Raw genomic sequence first — 16260 nt, 5'->3', positions numbered from 1 at the left:
GCACACGTGTGCCCGCCGTTTTTCGGACCGCTGTTTCAGCGCGTTTTGAAGAAACGTTCCTTCATGTGTTCGAGGAAGTGTCTCTCGCGCCCGACGACGCCGACACCAGGCGATTGCGCGCCCGGCCCATCAGCTCCTCGCGCTCGTCCTCGGTCAACCCGCCCCACACGCCGTACGGCTCGCGTACCGCCAGCGCGTGCGCCGCGCACTGCGCGCGGACCGGGCACCTCATGCAGACCTCCTTGGCCGAGTTCTCTCGAGCGCTCCGAGCCGCCCCGCGCTCGCCCTCCGGATGGAAGAAGAGTGAGCTGTCCACCCCTCGGCAGGCGGCCAGGAGCTGCCAGTCCCACAGGTCCGCGTTCGGTCCGGGAAGGCGGGAGAAATCTGCCATTGCGTGACCCCTTGTAGCCGTTCAGAGCGGATACGGTGCCCACGACCGTACAACTACGATCTAAGGAGATGAAAATATGACTCATTGCGAATCTAGCCTCAGACACCAGTAAAAGGGAAGAAATAGGGCCGAATGGGGCATCGCTTGTGATGAAAGCTTGAGGGTCCGTGTGGCTGCCTGCTCTGTATTCGCCCCCTCACGTAGAGTGCCGAAGAATGAATGCAGCCCCGTAACTCTTTCGAGTGACCGTCGTTGAGAGTGCGGTGGCGGTTGAAAACACAAACGCTCGGGCAGGCGTCCGAGACGGTCGACCGCACAGGTGACGATTCGTAACAGCCTGGAGGCACAAGGTGACGCGCATCAGCTGCGGAGGGCGGCCATGACTTCCGTCCTCGTCTGCGACGACTCCCCGCTTGCCCGAGAAGCGCTCCGCCGCGCGGTCGCGACCGTGCCCGGCGTCGAGCGCGTGACGACGGCCGCCAACGGCGAGGAAGTTCTCCGCCGCTGGGGTGCCGACCGCTCGGACCTGATTCTGATGGACGTACGCATGCCCGGACTGGGCGGCGTCGAGACCGTACGGCGGCTGTTGTCGGCCGACCCCGGAGCCCGCATCATCATGCTGACCGTCGCCGAGGACCTCGACGGTGTGGCCCTCGCGGTGGCCGCCGGCGCCCGCGGCTATCTGCACAAGGACGCCTCGCGTGCGGAACTGCGCGCGACCGTCACGCAGGCGCTCGCCGACCCGACCTGGCGGCTCGCCCCGCGTCGGCTGCGCTCGGCCGAGATGGGCGCGGCGCCCACGCTCACCGCGCGTGAGATCCAGGTCCTCGAGGGCATGAGTCACGGCCGCTCCAACGCGGAGATCGGCCGTGAACTGTTCCTCTCCGAGGACACGGTCAAGACGCACGCCCGTCGGCTCTTCAAGAAGCTCGGCGCCTCGGACCGCGCGCACGCGGTGGCGCTCGGCTTCCGGTGGGGCCTGGTCCGTTAGGAGCCGGTCCCGCCCGCCCGGTCCCTCCTGCCCGTCCCCGCCGCCCGCTTCCGACGCCCGTCCCCACGGGCCCGGAGCGGTCCGGAGCGGGACGGGGCCCGGGCCGGTCCGACGCGGGACGGGCTCCGGCCGGGCGGTGGGTCCGACCGGGTTCGGGTGACATCCGTCATTCACTGAGGGGAGCGGGTCATGGGCGAACCTCCCTGCTCAGACGCGGTACGGAGGCCGGGCGACGCCCCCTTCCACCGCGCCGCGGGCGGGAGCGGCACGGGCTCCCGCAGGGCGCCCGCTGCTCGTTTCGCCGCGGATGCCGCATCCTTGAGGTGTGGAGTTCCTCGGGGACGAGTCGGTCGAGCGGGAGGGGAGGGCGCAGGGGATGAGTTCCGGCGCACCTGCTCATAACGCTTCGGTGCACAACGACGGGCACGGTGCCGCGGCCGGTCCGGCCGCAGTGCACCATGGACCGATGCGCGATGACGAGGCGGTCACTGCCGTGGGGACGATCGGGTCACTCGTCCATCGCGCCGTGGACGGCGACGAGCAGGCCACCCACGACCTGCTGGCCCATGTCCACCCGCTGGCGCTGCGCTACTGCCGCACCCGGCTGTCCCGGCTACCCGGCGACGCGCGCCACTTCGTGGAGGACCTCGCCCAGGAGGTCTGTGTCGCGGTCCTGCTCGCCCTGCCCCGCTACCGGGACACCGGCAGGCCCTTCGAGGCCTTCGTCTTCGCCATCGCCGCGCACAAGGTCGCCGACCTCCAGCGTGCCGCGATGCGCCACCCGGGCTCGACGGCGGTCCCCTCCGACGAGATGCCCGAGCGGCCGGACGACTCACTCGGCCCCGAGGAGCGCGCCCTGCTCAGCAGCGACGCGGAATGGGCCAAGAAGCTCATGGCCAACCTGCCCGAGAACCAGCGGGAACTGCTTCTGCTGCGCATCGCGGTGGGCCTCACGGCCGAGGAGACCGGGCAGATGTTGGGAATGTCACCCGGGGCGGTCCGCGTGGCCCAGCACCGGGCGCTGAGCAGGCTGCGGGCGCTCGCCGAGCAGTAGCGGCCCCTTCGGAACGGGCATCGCTGAACAGGGCGCCGACCGTTTCCGTACGAACATACGAAGCCCGGAGTCACGTCCGACCGTGGAATTCGGGAGGTGCGCTTCCCGTTAGCATGGACATCCGCACCGATCAAGGCCATTTGGGGAAGGTGTCATGACTGCCAACGTCGACGGAGTGCCCGGAAAATTCGCGACCCTCGGGCTGACCTACGACGACGTGCTGCTGCTGCCGGGCTCGTCGGACATGGCTCCCGACGAGATCGACACCGCCTCGTACGTCTCCAAGAACGTGCGGGTGAACATCCCGCTCCTGTCCGCCGCCATGGACAAGGTCACCGAGTCGCGCATGGCGATCGCCATGGCCCGCCAGGGCGGCGTCGGCGTGCTGCACCGCAACCTCTCCATCGAGGACCAGGCCAACCAGGTCGACCTCGTCAAGCGCTCCGAGTCCGGCATGGTGACCGATCCGATCACCATCCACCCGGAGGCCACGCTCGCCGAGGCCGACGCGCTGTGCGGCAAGTTCCGCATCAGCGGCGTCCCGGTGACCGACGGCAACAAGCGGCTGCTCGGCATCGTCACCAACCGTGACATGGCCTTCGAGACCGACCGCACGCGCCGCGTGCACGAGGTCATGACGCCGATGCCGCTGGTCACCGGCAAGGTCGGCATCTCCGGCGTCGAGGCCATGGAGCTGCTGCGCAAGCACAAGATCGAGAAGCTTCCGCTGGTCGACGACGAGGGCGCCCTCAAGGGCCTGATCACGGTCAAGGACTTCGTCAAGGCGGAGAAGTACCCGAACGCCGCGAAGGACTCCGAGGGCCGTCTGCTGGTCGGCGCGGCCGTCGGTGTCGCCGGCGACTCCTTCGAGCGGGCCCAGGCCCTGATCGAGCGCGGTGTCGACTTCATCGTCGTGGACACCGCCCACGGCCACTCGCGGCTCGTCGGCGACATGATCGCCAAGATCAAGTCGAACCACACGCGTGTGGACGTCATCGGCGGCAACATCGCCACCCGCGACGGCGCCAAGTCCCTGGTGGACGCGGGCGCCGACGCCATCAAGGTCGGCGTGGGCCCGGGCTCCATCTGCACCACCCGTGTGGTCGCCGGCATCGGCGTCCCGCAGGTCACCGCCATCTACGAGGCCGCGCTCGCGGCCAAGGAGGCCGGCGTCCCGGTCATCGGCGACGGCGGCCTCCAGTACTCCGGCGACATCGCCAAGGCCCTGGTCGCGGGCGCCGACACGGTGATGCTGGGTTCGCTGCTCGCGGGCTGCGAGGAGTCGCCGGGCGAGCTGCTGTTCATCAACGGCAAGCAGTTCAAGTCGTACCGCGGCATGGGTTCCCTGGGCGCCATGCAGACCCGCGGCGAGCGCAAGTCGTTCTCCAAGGACCGCTACTTCCAGGAGGGCGTCGCCTCCGACGAGCAGCTGATCCCCGAGGGCATCGAGGGCCAGGTGCCCTACCGCGGCCCGCTGTCCTCCGTCGTCCACCAGCTGGTCGGCGGTCTGCGCCAGTCGATGTTCTACGTCGGCGGCCGGACCGTGCCGGAGCTCCAGGACAACGGCCGCTTCGTCCGGATCACGTCCGCGGGCCTGAAGGAGAGCCACCCGCACGACATCCAGATGACGGTCGAGGCGCCCAACTACAGCCGCAAGTGAGCTCCACGCGCGCGTGAAGCGTTCGTAAGGCGCACCAAGGGCGGCCCCGGAGACTCCGGGGCCGCCCTTGTCGTACCCGTCGGCGATACTGGTAGACGCTGCAACGCATCAGGGAAAGGCCACACACGTGACTGAGATCGAGATCGGGCGCGGCAAGCGCGGCCGCCGGGCGTATGCCTTCGACGACATCGCCGTCGTCCCCAGCCGCCGTACGCGGGACCCGAAGGAGGTCTCGATCGCCTGGCAGATCGACGCCTACCGGTTCGAGCTGCCCTTCCTGGCCGCCCCCATGGACTCGGTCGTCTCCCCGGCCACCGCCATCCGCATCGGCGAGCTGGGCGGCCTCGGCGTCCTCAACCTCGAGGGCCTGTGGACCCGGCACGAGGACCCGCAGCCGCTGCTCGACGAGATCGTCGAGCTGGACGCGGAGACCGCGACCCGCCGCCTCCAGGAGATCTACGCGGCCCCCATCAAGGAGGAGCTGATCGGGCAGCGCATCAAGGAGGTGCGCGACTCGGGCGTGATCACCGCGGCCGCGCTCTCCCCGCAGCGCACGGCCCAGTTCTCCAAGGCCGTCGTGGACGCGGGCGTGGACATCTTCGTCATCCGCGGCACGACCGTGTCGGCGGAGCACGTCTCCGGCTCGCACGAGCCGCTGAACCTGAAGCAGTTCATCTACGAGCTCGACGTCCCGGTGATCGTCGGCGGCTGCGCCACCTACACGGCGGCCCTGCACCTGATGCGCACGGGCGCGGCGGGCGTCCTGGTCGGCTTCGGCGGCGGCGCGGCGCACACCACGCGCAACGTGCTGGGCATCCAGGTCCCGATGGCGACGGCGGTCGCCGACGTGGCGGCGGCCCGCCGTGACTACATGGACGAGTCCGGCGGCCGGTATGTGCACGTGATCGCCGACGGCGGCGTCGGCTGGTCCGGCGACCTGGCCAAGGCGATCGCCTGCGGCGCCGACTCGGTGATGATGGGCTCGCCGCTCGCGCGCGCGACCGACGCGCCGGGCCGTGGCCACCACTGGGGCATGGAGGCCGTCAACGAGGAGCTGCCGCGCGGGCAGAAGGTCGACCTCGGCACGGTCGGCACCATCGAGGAGGTCCTCACGGGCCCGTCGCACACGCCCGACGGCTCGATGAACCTCTTCGGCGCCCTGCGCCGCGCCATGGCCACCACCGGCTACAGCGAGCTGAAGGAGTTCCAGCGCGTCGAGGTGACGGTGGCGGACTCGGTACACCGGCAGTAGCACCGCAGGACGTCGGACGTCGGCAGGGGCCGGCCACCTCACCCGAGTGAGGTGGCCGGCCCCTTTCGCATGCCCGCAGGGACCGGGGCGTGTGGCGTGGGGTGGGGGCGCTCGGTTGCGTTCGGGGCGGAAGTGGGCTGGTCAGGGGGGTCGCGGGCGGTAGCGTCCGGGTCGGCGCCCCAGTTGTGTGGGGTGCCCCCTTCCAAGGACATGGTTCCGGACCCCGGCCCTCGGGGCCCGGCCCGAGTTCCTGAACGTGCCGTTCACCGGGTCATGGACGGCGTCGTGGAAGGGGGCGCCCATGGGACGTCACCGCAAGCCCACCCGCTGGGACCGACTCCGTCTTCGGACGGTGCAGTGCCGGAGGAGGTGGATCTTGCGTCTTTTCGGATGGTGAGCGGCCGCCCCCAACACAACTAGGGGCGGACACTCCGTGATCCATCCTGGAGCCTGCCGCAGTGACCGCTGCGGTGGGCTCCGCCTGTTTCGGATGGTGAGCGGCCGCCCCCAACACAAGTAGGGGCGGACACTCCGTGATCCATCCTGGAGCCTGCCGCAGTGACCTCTGCGGTGGGCTCCGCCTGTTTCGTACGGTACCGGCGGGCCGTGCCGTACGCCACCAGTCCCCGGAGCCCGGGGCGGCCGTGTGCGCCCCCGGCTCACAACCGGTGCGCCGCCCCCGTGGGGGTGGCCCCCCGCGTGTCCAGCAGCAGCTGTGCCTTCACCGACAGGCCCTGGAGGTCGTACGTCCGGTGCTGCTGGAGGAGGATCGTCAGATCGGCGTCGGCGGCGGCCTCGTAGAGGGAGTCGGCGCGCGGCACGGGGCGGTCCAGGACGCTCCAGGACGGGACGTGCGGGTCGTTGTAGCTGACGGCGGCGCCGAGTTCCATCAGGCGGATCGCGATCTCGCGCGCGGGGGAGTTCTGCTGGTCGGCGAGGTCGGGCTTGTAGGTGACGCCGAGCAGCAGCACGCGTGCGCCCCGTGCCGACTTGCCGTGCTCGTTGAGGAGGGCGGCGGCGCGCTGGACGACGTAACGGGGCATGCGGCTGTTGACCTGCTGGGCCAGCTCGACCAGGCGCAGCGGGCCGCCCGGGTGGCCGGTGCGGTCCAGGGCGACGGAGTGGCCGCCGACCCCGGGGCCGGGGCGGAAGGCCTCGAAGCCGAAGGGCTTGGTCTCCGCGCAGCGGACGACGTCCCACAGGTCGACGCCCAGGTCGTGGCAGAGGACGGCCATCTCGTTGACGAGGGCGATGTTGACGTGCCGGAAGTTGGTCTCCAGGAGCTGCACGGTCTCGGCTTCCCGCAGGCCACGCGCGCGTACGACCTTGTCGGTGAGGCGGCCGTAGAAGGCGGCGGCGGACTCGGTGCAGGCGGGGGTGAGGCCGCCGATGACCTTCGGCGTGTTGGCCGGGTTGAAGGCGCGGCTGCCGGGGTCGACCCGGCTGGGGGAGTAGGCGAGGTGGAAGTCGCGTCCCGCGCGGAGTCCGGAGGTCTCCTCCAGCAGCGGCCGCAGGAATTCCTCTGTGGCCCCGGGGTACACGGGTGACTCGAGGATCACGGTGGTGTGCGGGCGCAGGTGCCCGGCGAGGGTGCGGGCGGCCGTCTCCAGCTGGCTCAGGTCGAGTCCGCCGTCCGCGTCGCGCGGGGTGGGGGCGCAGATGACGGCGGTGCGTACCCGACCCAGCTCGGCGGGGTTGGTGGCGGGCCGGAAGCCTCCCGAGAGCATCCTGCGCAGTTCGGCGGGGCTGAGGGAGCCGGCTTCGGGGCCGGTGCGGTAGCCGATGGTGGGGATTCCGGCGGCCACGGCGGCCTGGGCCAGGGGCAGGCCGAACGGGCCGAGTCCGATGACGGCGAGATCTGCGGGCATGGCGTATGCCGTCCTTCCCAGTAACCGAGGTGGGACAGGTGCGCAAGTCCGGTGGACAGAGTGGACGAGCGCAATGTCAGACTAGGAGTAAATATGACCGTTATGCGGGATTGATCGACTGTGTTGGCCGGTTGTGTCGATCGACCGGCCAGGGCGGTGTGCCGACCGGCCGCGGACCGGCTGAGTCTGCCGGGGAGTTTTCCGGAAGGCCGGTTCAGGTTCCGTGAGAGTTGTCCACAGGCTGGGGGCGAGTGGTGGCTGAAGCCGGGCATCGCGGTCAGAATTTGGGCATGAGGGATAGGAACCGGATCTCGCCCTGAGGGTGCGGCCGGCGCGAGCGACAGCGGGAGGCAGCGGTGAGGACAGCGACACTGGGGCCGGCGCAGCGAGCCGAGTCACTGGCAGCCATGGCCGAGCGAGAGCTGGACGTTCTGGTGGTGGGAGCCGGCGTGGTCGGCGCGGGCACCGCCCTGGACGCCGTGACGCGCGGACTGTCCACGGGACTGGTCGAGGCGCGCGACTGGGCGTCGGGCACATCGAGCCGGTCCAGCAAGCTGATCCACGGTGGCCTGCGCTATCTGGAGATGCTCGACTTCGCACTCGTACGGGAGGCGCTGAAGGAGCGTGGGCTGCTGCTGGAGCGGCTGGCTCCGCATCTCGTGAAGCCCGTGCCCTTCCTGTACCCGCTCCAGCACAAGGGCTGGGAACGGCTGTACGCCGGTTCGGGCGTCGCGCTCTACGACGCGATGTCCATGGCCCGCGGGCATGGCCGGGGCCTGCCGACGCACCGCCATCTGACCCGCGGCCACGCCCTGCGGGTCGCTCCCGCCTTGAAGAAGGACGCGCTGGTCGGCGCGTTGCAGTACTACGACGCCCAGATGGACGACGCCCGCTTCGTCGCCACTCTCGTGCGCACGGCCGTGGCCTACGGGGCCAAGGCGGCCAACCGCGCGCGGGTGACGGGTTTCCTGCGCGAGGGCGAGCGCGTCGTGGGCGCGCGGGTGCAGGACGTCGAGGGGGGCGGGGAGTACGAGATCCGCGCCCGGCAGGTCGTCAACGCCACCGGTGTGTGGACCGACGACACCCAGGCGATGGTGGGAGAGCGCGGGCAGTTCCACGTCCGCGCCTCCAAGGGCATCCACCTCGTCGTGCCGAGGGACCGGATCAGCTCCTCCACCGGTCTGATCCTGCGCACCGAGAAGTCCGTGCTGTTCGTCATCCCCTGGGGCCGGCACTGGATCGTCGGCACCACCGACACCGACTGGGACCTCGACAAGACCCACCCGGCCGCCTCCAGCGCGGACATCGACTATCTGCTGGAGCATGTGAACTCGGTCCTGCGGGTGCCGCTGACCCGCGACGACGTCGAGGGCGTGTACGCCGGGCTGCGGCCGCTGCTGGCCGGCGAGTCCGACGCCACCAGCAAGCTGTCGCGGGAGCACACCGTCGCGCATCCGGTGCCGGGCCTGGTGGTCGTGGCGGGCGGCAAGTACACGACATACCGGGTGATGGCGAAGGACGCGGTCGACGAGGCGGTGCGCGGGCTCGACCAGCGGGTCGCCGACTGCGTCACGGAGGACGTGCCGCTGATCGGCGCGGAGGGCTACCGGGCGCTGTGGAACGCGCGGGCGCGGATCGCCGCGCGGACCGGCCTGCACGTGGTGCGGGTGGAGCATCTGCTGAACCGCTTCGGGGCGATGGCGGAGGAGTTGCTTGACCTCATCGCCGCCGACCCGACGCTGGGCGAGCCGCTCCAGTTCGCCGACGACTATCTGCGCGCCGAGATCGTCTACGCCGCCTCGCACGAGGGAGCACGGCACCTGGACGACGTCCTGACGCGCCGCACCCGCATCTCCATCGAGACCTTCGACCGGGGCACGCGCAGCGCCCGTGAGGCCGCCGAGCTGATGGCGCCGGTCCTCGGCTGGGACAAGGACCACATCGAGCGCGAGGTCCAGCACTACGAGAAGCGGGTGGAGGCCGAGCGGGAGTCCCAGCGCCAGCCCGACGACCTGACGGCGGACGCGGCACGCCTGGGAGCGCCGGACATCGTGCCGCTCTGACTCCCCCTTCCTGTCTCCTTCCTGCCCCTTTCCTGTCTGCTTCCTGTCCGGCCGGGTTCGGCTTTCGCAGGGCCGTTTCACCCGAACGGGTGTGGTGATCCGGGATCCCTGTTCGGAACCGGCCCGTTCTACGGATTGCGAGGGCAGAACTCGGCGGCGAGCATGGCCGGTTCGAGGGCGGGGTCTGCGATCGCCGTCGTGTTCACCCGAAACGTGAGGACACGCCGACCGTCGACGGTGGCCGCGGTGCGCACGTAGCTGCCGGAGATCCGGCCGTTGTGTCCCCACACCGTGATGCCGCACGGGAGCTTCGCGGGGAACAGGCCCATGCCGTACGAGCCGTGTGCGGTACGGGTGTCGAGCATCTCGCGCAGCCGGCGCGGGGGCAGCAGATCGCCGCCGAGCAGCGCCGCGTAGAAGCGGTTCAGGTCGGCGAGCGTGGTCACCAGCTCACCCGCGGCCCCGGCCACCCGCGGGTCGAGTTCGGTGACGTCGGTCCCGTCCGGGTCGTAGGCGCGGCCGTGCGGGGAGGGCAGGGCGGTGCGGGAGCCGGGGAAGGAGGTGCCCGTCAGACGCAGGGGAGAGATGATCCGCCGTTCGGCCTCCGTGGCGTACGAGCGGCCGGTGACCTGCTCGACCACCAGGCCGAGCAGAACGTAGTTGGTGTTGGAGTAGGCGAAGTGGCCCGGGTCGGCCGGAGGGTGGGTGACAGCGATACGGACGGCTTGCAGCGGGAGGACGGGCACGGTGCCCTCGGTGTCCCGGGTGAAGTCGTACAGGCCGCTGGTGTGGGTGAGCAGGGAACGCAGGGTCAGCGCGCGCCCGTCGTTGCCCGCCCCGCGCACCAGGCCCGGCAGGTGCGACTCCACCGTGTCGGACAGTGACAGCCGGTGCTCGGCGGCCAGTTGGAGCACGAGGGTCGCGAGGAAGGTCTTGGTGATGCTGCCGGCCCGGAAGCGGTCGGACCGGGAGATGCCCGGGCCCGCCTGCGCGTAGCGGGTGCCGCTCTCCTCACGGGTCAGCAGGGCGGCGGCGGGCGCCTTGCCCCGGGTGAGGAGCAGCGGGAGGAGGGAGTCCGTGGGCGGTACGGGGGCCGCCTGGGAGCCGGTCGCGAACAGGCCGAGGAGCGTGAGGGCCACGGGCAGGGCCACCATGCTCCGCAGCGGTCGCATCACGACTCCTCCTTTCTTCTCTCCTCCCCCGGCAGGCTCATCATCCAGGGCCGGTCCCGCCCGACTTCATCCGGTCCCCGCCCCGCTCAAGGGGCTCGTGGGGGCTCCGTGGCCGGAGCGTGCTGCACCTTCTGGCCGAAATGCACCGCTCCTGAGTGCGGCCGGGAGGGCATGAGGGGCACCCTGGGCGTCGGGCACTTGTCGGGTGAGGGACAATGGAGGCTCTGTCAGGGCGGGTTGCATGAGGGGACGCATGTCGGAGGCGGAGCGGGCGGGAGCATCCCGTCAGGACAAGAGCGCACGTCTCCTCGCCGGGCGGTACCGGCTGGGAGATGTACTCGGCCGCGGCGGCATGGGGACGGTGTGGCGCGCCGAGGACGAGACCCTCGGACGCACGGTCGCCGTCAAGGAGCTGCGGTTCCCGGGGAACATCGACGAGGACGAGAAGCGCCGGCTGATCACGCGGACACTGCGCGAGGCCAAGGCCATCGCGCGGATCCGCAACAACAGCGCGGTGACGGTCTTCGACGTGGTCGAGGAGGACGACCGGCCGTGGATCGTGATGGAACTCGTCGAGGGCAAGTCGCTCGCCGAGGTCATCCGTGAGGACGGCGTGCTGGAGCCGAGGCGTGCGGCGGAGGTCGGGCTGGCCATTCTCGACGTGCTGCGTTCGGCGCACCGCGAGGGCATCCTGCACCGTGACGTGAAGCCGTCGAACGTGCTGATCGCCGAGGACGGCCGGGTCGTGCTCACCGACTTCGGCATCGCGCAGGTCGAGGGCGATCCGTCGATCACCTCCACCGGCATGCTCGTCGGCGCGCCCTCGTACATCTCCCCCGAGCGGGCCCGCGGTCACAAGCCGGGCCCGGCGGCCGACCTGTGGTCGCTCGGCGGTCTCCTGTACGCGGCGGTCGAGGGCTCGCCCCCGTACGACAAGGGTTCGGCGATCGCCACGCTCACCGCCGTGATGACGGAGCAGTTGGAGGAGCCGAAGAACGCGGGTCCGCTGAAGGACGTCATCTACGGCCTGCTCACCAAGGATCCCGCGCGGCGGCTCGACGACGCCGGTGCGCGGGCGATGTTCAACGCGGTGCTGCACGCGCCCGAACCGCGGCACGCCGAGCCGGCGGACGCGACGAAGGTCGTGCCGTTGCCGGCGCTGCCGGACACCGCCGCAGGCAGGGGGAGCTCGGCGGGCGCGGAGGCGGGCGAGAAGCTGCGCGGCGCGTTTCGCTCCGTGCGCAAGGCCGCCGTCGCGGCGGGCGCCGCGACCTCGGCGGCCGCAGCCCGTGCCAAGTCGGCGAACGGTACGGGCGCTTCCGGTTCGGTGGGCGCGCCCGAGGCGCAGCGGAGCGAGGAGCGCGAGGGTGGTGCGGCCCGGGGTAGCGGGGCAGCAGCTTCCGCCGCCGCGCCGTCCGCCGCCGCGCCTGCGGCCCAGGCATCCCGGGGCACGACGGGATCGGCGTCGGCTTCGGCGCCCGGGCCGTCTGCCCGGCCGACGTCCAGGCCGGTGTCCGGTGCGACGCAGGCGTCCGCGTCCGTGCCGGCGGCTCGTTCCGGTTCCGGATCGGGTTCGGGTGCAGGCGCCGGCGCCGGCGCAGGTGCGGGTGCTGGTACCGGTTCCGGTTCCGGTTCCGGGGGCAATGGCGGGGGCGCCGGGCGGAGTTCCGGGTGGCCCGTGATGACGCCGCCGGATCTGCCGCAGCGGCATGTGCCCAGGGCGCCGCTGACCGATGTGGTGCCCAAGCGGACGCTGGTGATCATCGCCGTGGTCGTGGCGCTCGCGGTGCTCGGTACCGTGCTGGCCCTCACCCTCGGTGGCGACGACGACACCGCCGGCGGTGCGAAGGGCGGTGCTTCCGGGGCGGTGGCCGGCGGGAGCGCGAGCGCGAAGGCCGACACCAAGGAGGACGAGGACAACGGGACCCGTACGGACGGGTCGTCGCCCTCGCAGTCCGCCGCGTCGTCCGGTTCCGCTTCGGGCGACACCTCCGCGGCCGGGGGGGCCGGATCCGGCGTCACCGCGTCCGAGAGCAGTGGTGCGGCGGCGACGCACAAGGGCGGTCAGGGGTACACGATCGGGCTGCCCACGGGGTGGAAGTACGGGTCCTCGGACTCCGCGGGCGACCGTTTCACCGGGCCCGACGGACAGAAGCTGCTCGTCGCCTGGACGACCACGCCCAAGGACGACCCCGTCGCCGACTGGAAGAACCAGGAGCGCTACATGACGCGCTCGCAGTACAAGAAGATCGGAATAGAGCAGGTGGACTACCGCGGCTGGAACACGGCCGACTGGGAGTTCACCTACACGGACGGCGGGACGGCGTACCGCACCATCGACCGCGGGTTCGTCGTGAACGACGGTCTCGGGTACGCGCTGATGTACACGGCGAAGTCCGCCGCGTGGGGTACCGACCTGCGGCAGACCACCTGGACGACGCTGACGAACACCTTCACGCCCAAGAAGTAGCGGTCGCCGAGTAGCCGTGTTCGGGCGTGAGATCTGGCATCCCCTCTTTGCGGGTTGCCTCCGGCACGTATCGTGAGTGCCTGCGGACCGTACGCATCCAGCTATTCGGCCGGATACGGCGGTAACGGCACGCAACGCGAACGGAATTGACCGACCGGGCGGCCGGGGGAGGCAACGTGGACGACTACGCGGGTCGAGTACTCGTCGACCGTTACCGCCTGCCGTTGCCCCCCTCCGACGAGTACGAACTCACCGAGACACGCGCCTTCGACACCTACAGCGGGCAGGAAGTCCTGGTCCGCCAGGTGCCGTTGCCTGAGGTCGTCGAGGCCGAGGTGCTCGACGCGGAGGGGTTGCCCGAGGGGTTCACGGCGCGGGAACGCGGGGCGCGGCGGCCGAGACCCCGGGGCGTGGGCGAGGGCGAGGGGACGCGACGGCCCGCCGACCCCGTCGTCCGGCGTGCCCTGGAGGCGGCGCAGGCCACGGCGAGCATTCCCGACCATCCGCGGCTCGACCAGGTCTTCGACGTGTTCGCCGAGGGCGGCTCGCTGTGGATAGTGAGTGAACTGGTGGCGGCACGGCCGCTGGCGGCACTGCTCGCCGAGAAGCCCCTGACGCCGTACCGGGCGGCCGAGGTCGCCTCCGACGTGCTCATGGCGCTGCGGGTGCTGCACGGTCACGGCTGGGTGCACCGGAACATCACCGCCCGCACGGTCCTGGTCTGCGACGACGGGCGGGTCATGCTGACCGGCCTGGCGGTCGGCGCGGCGGAAGAGGCGCTGTGCGGGTACGACCCGGTGCCGGCGCCGGACGCGACGGAGCGTGAGCAGGGCGTGGCGGGCCGGGGGAACGGAGGCGCGGGCCACGGCGGGAGCGGCGTCGGGCCCCGGGCTTCCGCGACTCCGCCTCAGCAGGACGGCCCGGCCGGTCCCGGCGGCCCGGGCGGCTTCGGTGGGCTCGGTGGTTTTGTCGGGGTCGGCTCCGGTGGCGGCGGGTTCGGTTCCGGTGCGGTCGATCCCGAGGCCGCCCGGCGGGCTGCCATAGAGGCGCGGGCGTCCGGTGCGTTGCCGGTGCCGGCGGGCGAACCGTCCGGGGGCGGCGGGGCGTCCGGGGCGGTGGCCCGCAGGGCGCCGATGGAGACCGGCGGAGACATTCGGGCCGCGCGCGCCGGGGCGATCGCCGCGTACCGCGCGGGAGCGCGGGCGGCGGCCCGGGTACAGGAGGCCCAGGAGACGCAGCAGAACGGACGGGCGGCCCTGCCCGGCGCCCGGACCCCGGCCGACGACGGTCGCGGGACCCCGGCCGACGACGGTCGCGGGACCCCGGGAGGCCATCCGCCCGGGCAGATCGCCGACCCCTACGGCGTCTCGGGCGCGCCCGTGCCCGGCCCCGCCGGGTACGGCCAGGGGCAGTCCGCTCACGTCCACACCGCCGGTCCTGGTCCCGGTGGCGCACCGTACGCGGCCCCTCCGGCGTCGCACGCCTCGCTCATGCCCGTCCCCGGTGCGCAGGTTCCCGCGCAGGGGCAGGGCCCGCCGGGTGAGGCGCGGGGCGCGGCCCGTTGGGACGAGCCGGCGGCCGGGGCGACCGGGAGCGTCGCGCGGCGCGGGCCCGGCACCGCGCTGGCCGCCGAACGGGCGCGTCAGGCGCGGATGGCCGTGGTCGGGCCGGTCACCGAACGGTGGGCGCCCGAGCAGGCCGGACCGGTGCACGAGAACTGGCAGCTGGCCGCGCCGATCGGTCCCGCGACCGACCTGTGGGCGCTGGGCGCGCTGCTCTTCCGGGCCGTACAGGGGCATGCGCCCTACCCGGAGGAGTCGACGGCCGAGCTGGTGCAGCTGGTGTGCGCCGAGCCGCCGGCCTTCGCCGAGGAGTGCGGACCGCTCAGGCCGGTCGTGGAGTCGCTGCTGCGTCAGGACCCGACCGAGCGCCTCGGGTTCGAGGAACTGCGGGGCTGGCTGCGCTCGCTGGTGCGGTCCGCGCCGGAGCCGGAGGCGGGCACGTATGTCGTCGCCGCGCCGCCGACCGATCCGCGCCGGCTGCCGATCGTCCGCCGCCGGGGCGAACTGGTGCGCAGGCGGCGCGCCGGTCTGCCCGCCCCCCACGGGCGGCACAAACGGGGCCGGCCTGAGACGAAGGGTTCGCCCCGCAGCCTCGGCCGCACCCTGCTGGTGCTGATCCTGCTCGTGCTGGCCGGGGCGGTCGCGTACGCCCTGCTGTTCATGCCCAAGGCGGACGAGGAGGGCGCGGCCGGTTCGGACGGTTCGCAGCGGACCGGGGCCACCGGGGCGTCGGGCGGACAGGCGCCCGAGGCGAGCAGCGAACCCCGGCCCGACCAGACCTCGCCGGGCGCCGGCGCCTCCCCGTCCTCGGCGTCCTCGGGAGCGGAGGCCACCCAGACGCAGACCGGCGGGTCCGGGGCGGAGGCCGCCGACGGGTTCACCGTCCGGGCGGACGACGCCGGCTTCCGGGTGGCCGTGGCCAACGGCTGGGACCGCACCCCGAAGAACGGGCGCGGCCAGGTCGTGTACGCGCACGGCGACTTCCAGCTGATCGTCGTACCCGGACGCGACAGCGCGTCGTCGAACGGCAGCGACCCGATGGTCTACCAGCGGGAGAAGGAGAGCGAGCTCCAGCCGTACCGTGACTCCAGCTGGGCGACGGCCTCCGGACTGCGCACGACGACGGTGGGCGCGCGGACCATGGCCGAGGGGCAGTTCACCTGGACCGACGGCGGCGGGCGGGCGCTGTACGTCCGCAATATCGCGATCCTCATCTCGGGGCGGTACCACATCGTGCAGGTCAGGGGCCCGGAGGCCGAGCGGGACGAGGTCACCCGGCTGTTCGAGCAGGCGTCGGCCACCTACCAGTACACCGGCTGAGCGTCCGCCCGGTCGCGGTCGGTTCCCGCCAGGCCGTGGAAGCGACAACCGTCACAGTGCTGTCACCTTGGCACCCCGCTGGTTCCCCGGAAGCTGCCCGGTCTTTAGGCTGGCGTTGTCAAGAGCATTGCGGGGCAACGTGAATCAGATGCAGGGCCTGCTCCTGGCGGGTCGCTACCGGCTCGCCGACGCCATCGGGAGCGGCGGTATGGGCCGGGTGTGGCGTGCGCACGACGAGCTGCTCCACCGGGCCGTCGCCATCAAGGAGTTGACTGCCGCGCTCTATGTGGCGGAGAGCGACCAGGCCGTCCTGCTGGCGCGTACCAGGGCGGAGGCCCGCGCGGCCGCGCGGATCAACCACTCCGCCGTGGTCACCGTCCACGACGTGCTCGAGCACGACGGCCGCCCGTGGATCGTGATGGAGCTGGTCGAGGGCCGCTCGCTGGCCGACGCCGTG

Annotated in this window: 11 protein-coding genes; 8 read left to right on the top strand and 3 right to left on the bottom strand. The window is 71.9% G+C overall.

Annotated elements, in window-relative coordinates:
* Positions 1-61: 61 nt before the first annotated feature.
* Complete coding sequence (locus ACFWBD_RS40070; RefSeq protein ID WP_307164956.1) at positions 62-391, bottom strand: WhiB family transcriptional regulator; 330 nt, start codon at positions 389-391, stop codon at positions 62-64.
* A gap of 379 nt (positions 392-770) precedes the next feature.
* On the opposite strand from ACFWBD_RS40070, the gene ACFWBD_RS40065 reads away from it, so the two are divergent.
* From ACFWBD_RS40065 to ACFWBD_RS40050, 4 genes are all read left to right on the top strand, one after another.
* The gene (locus ACFWBD_RS40065; protein WP_003948568.1) at positions 771-1382 is read left to right on the top strand and encodes a response regulator transcription factor; all 612 of its coding nucleotides are present in this window, start codon (positions 771-773) and stop codon (positions 1380-1382) included.
* A gap of 466 nt (positions 1383-1848) precedes the next feature.
* Positions 1849-2436: a sigma-70 family RNA polymerase sigma factor gene (locus ACFWBD_RS40060; protein WP_028807228.1), complete on the top strand. Its 588-nt coding sequence runs from the start codon at positions 1849-1851 to the stop codon at positions 2434-2436.
* 154 nt (positions 2437-2590) lie between these two features.
* Entirely contained in the window at positions 2591-4096 is a 1506-nt protein-coding gene (guaB, locus tag ACFWBD_RS40055) for an IMP dehydrogenase (protein WP_385678695.1), read from the top strand.
* A gap of 127 nt (positions 4097-4223) precedes the next feature.
* The gene (locus tag ACFWBD_RS40050; RefSeq protein ID WP_385678692.1) at positions 4224-5348 is read left to right on the top strand and encodes a GuaB3 family IMP dehydrogenase-related protein; all 1125 of its coding nucleotides are present in this window, start codon (positions 4224-4226) and stop codon (positions 5346-5348) included.
* A gap of 659 nt (positions 5349-6007) precedes the next feature.
* Here ACFWBD_RS40050 and ACFWBD_RS40045 read toward each other — a convergent pair.
* Positions 6008-7216: a nucleotide sugar dehydrogenase gene (locus ACFWBD_RS40045; RefSeq protein ID WP_385678689.1), complete on the bottom strand. Its 1209-nt coding sequence runs from the start codon at positions 7214-7216 to the stop codon at positions 6008-6010.
* Between the two features lie 356 nt (positions 7217-7572).
* Between ACFWBD_RS40045 and ACFWBD_RS40040 the strand changes: the two genes are divergently transcribed.
* Complete coding sequence (locus tag ACFWBD_RS40040; protein ID WP_385678686.1) at positions 7573-9279, top strand: glycerol-3-phosphate dehydrogenase/oxidase; 1707 nt, start codon at positions 7573-7575, stop codon at positions 9277-9279.
* Positions 9280-9407: 128 nt separating this feature from the next.
* Here ACFWBD_RS40040 and ACFWBD_RS40035 read toward each other — a convergent pair whose 3' ends face one another.
* Complete coding sequence (locus ACFWBD_RS40035) at positions 9408-10451, bottom strand: serine hydrolase domain-containing protein (protein WP_385678683.1); 1044 nt, start codon at positions 10449-10451, stop codon at positions 9408-9410.
* Positions 10452-10704: 253 nt separating this feature from the next.
* Between ACFWBD_RS40035 and ACFWBD_RS40030 the strand changes: the two genes are divergently transcribed.
* The 3 genes from ACFWBD_RS40030 to ACFWBD_RS40020 all read left to right on the top strand — a co-directional run.
* A complete protein-coding gene (locus tag ACFWBD_RS40030) occupies positions 10705-12921 on the top strand; it encodes a serine/threonine-protein kinase (protein WP_385678680.1) in 2217 nt (738 codons plus the stop codon).
* 176 nt (positions 12922-13097) lie between these two features.
* Positions 13098-15803: a protein kinase gene (locus tag ACFWBD_RS40025; RefSeq protein WP_385678676.1), complete on the top strand. Its 2706-nt coding sequence runs from the start codon at positions 13098-13100 to the stop codon at positions 15801-15803.
* Positions 15804-15951: 148 nt separating this feature from the next.
* Positions 15952-16260, top strand: a 309-nt coding sequence (locus ACFWBD_RS40020) for a protein kinase (protein WP_385678673.1), incomplete at its 3' end; no start/stop codon positions are given.

Source organism: Streptomyces sp. NPDC060002 (genome assembly GCF_042737245.1).
In the GTDB taxonomy this organism is placed as follows: Bacteria; Actinomycetota; Actinomycetes; order Streptomycetales; family Streptomycetaceae; genus Streptomyces.
Note: the sequence above shows the minus strand (reverse complement) of the source record. Positions and strands in the feature narration are given on the sequence as shown.

What these genes read in the sequence shown, in the direction of transcription:
- ACFWBD_RS40060 (WP_028807228.1), top strand. Translation starts at nt 1,849, where the DNA reads ATGCGCGATGACGAGGCGGTCACTGCCGTGGGGACGATCGGGTCACTC.
- ACFWBD_RS40035 (WP_385678683.1), bottom strand. Translation starts at nt 10,451, where the DNA reads ATGCGACCGCTGCGGAGCATGGTGGCCCTGCCCGTGGCCCTCACGCTC.
- ACFWBD_RS40065 (WP_003948568.1), top strand. Translation starts at nt 771, where the DNA reads ATGACTTCCGTCCTCGTCTGCGACGACTCCCCGCTTGCCCGAGAAGCG.
- ACFWBD_RS40030 (WP_385678680.1), top strand. Translation starts at nt 10,705, where the DNA reads ATGTCGGAGGCGGAGCGGGCGGGAGCATCCCGTCAGGACAAGAGCGCA.
- guaB (WP_385678695.1), top strand. Translation starts at nt 2,591, where the DNA reads ATGACTGCCAACGTCGACGGAGTGCCCGGAAAATTCGCGACCCTCGGG.
- ACFWBD_RS40070 (WP_307164956.1), bottom strand. Translation starts at nt 391, where the DNA reads ATGGCAGATTTCTCCCGCCTTCCCGGACCGAACGCGGACCTGTGGGAC.
- ACFWBD_RS40045 (WP_385678689.1), bottom strand. Translation starts at nt 7,216, where the DNA reads ATGCCCGCAGATCTCGCCGTCATCGGACTCGGCCCGTTCGGCCTGCCC.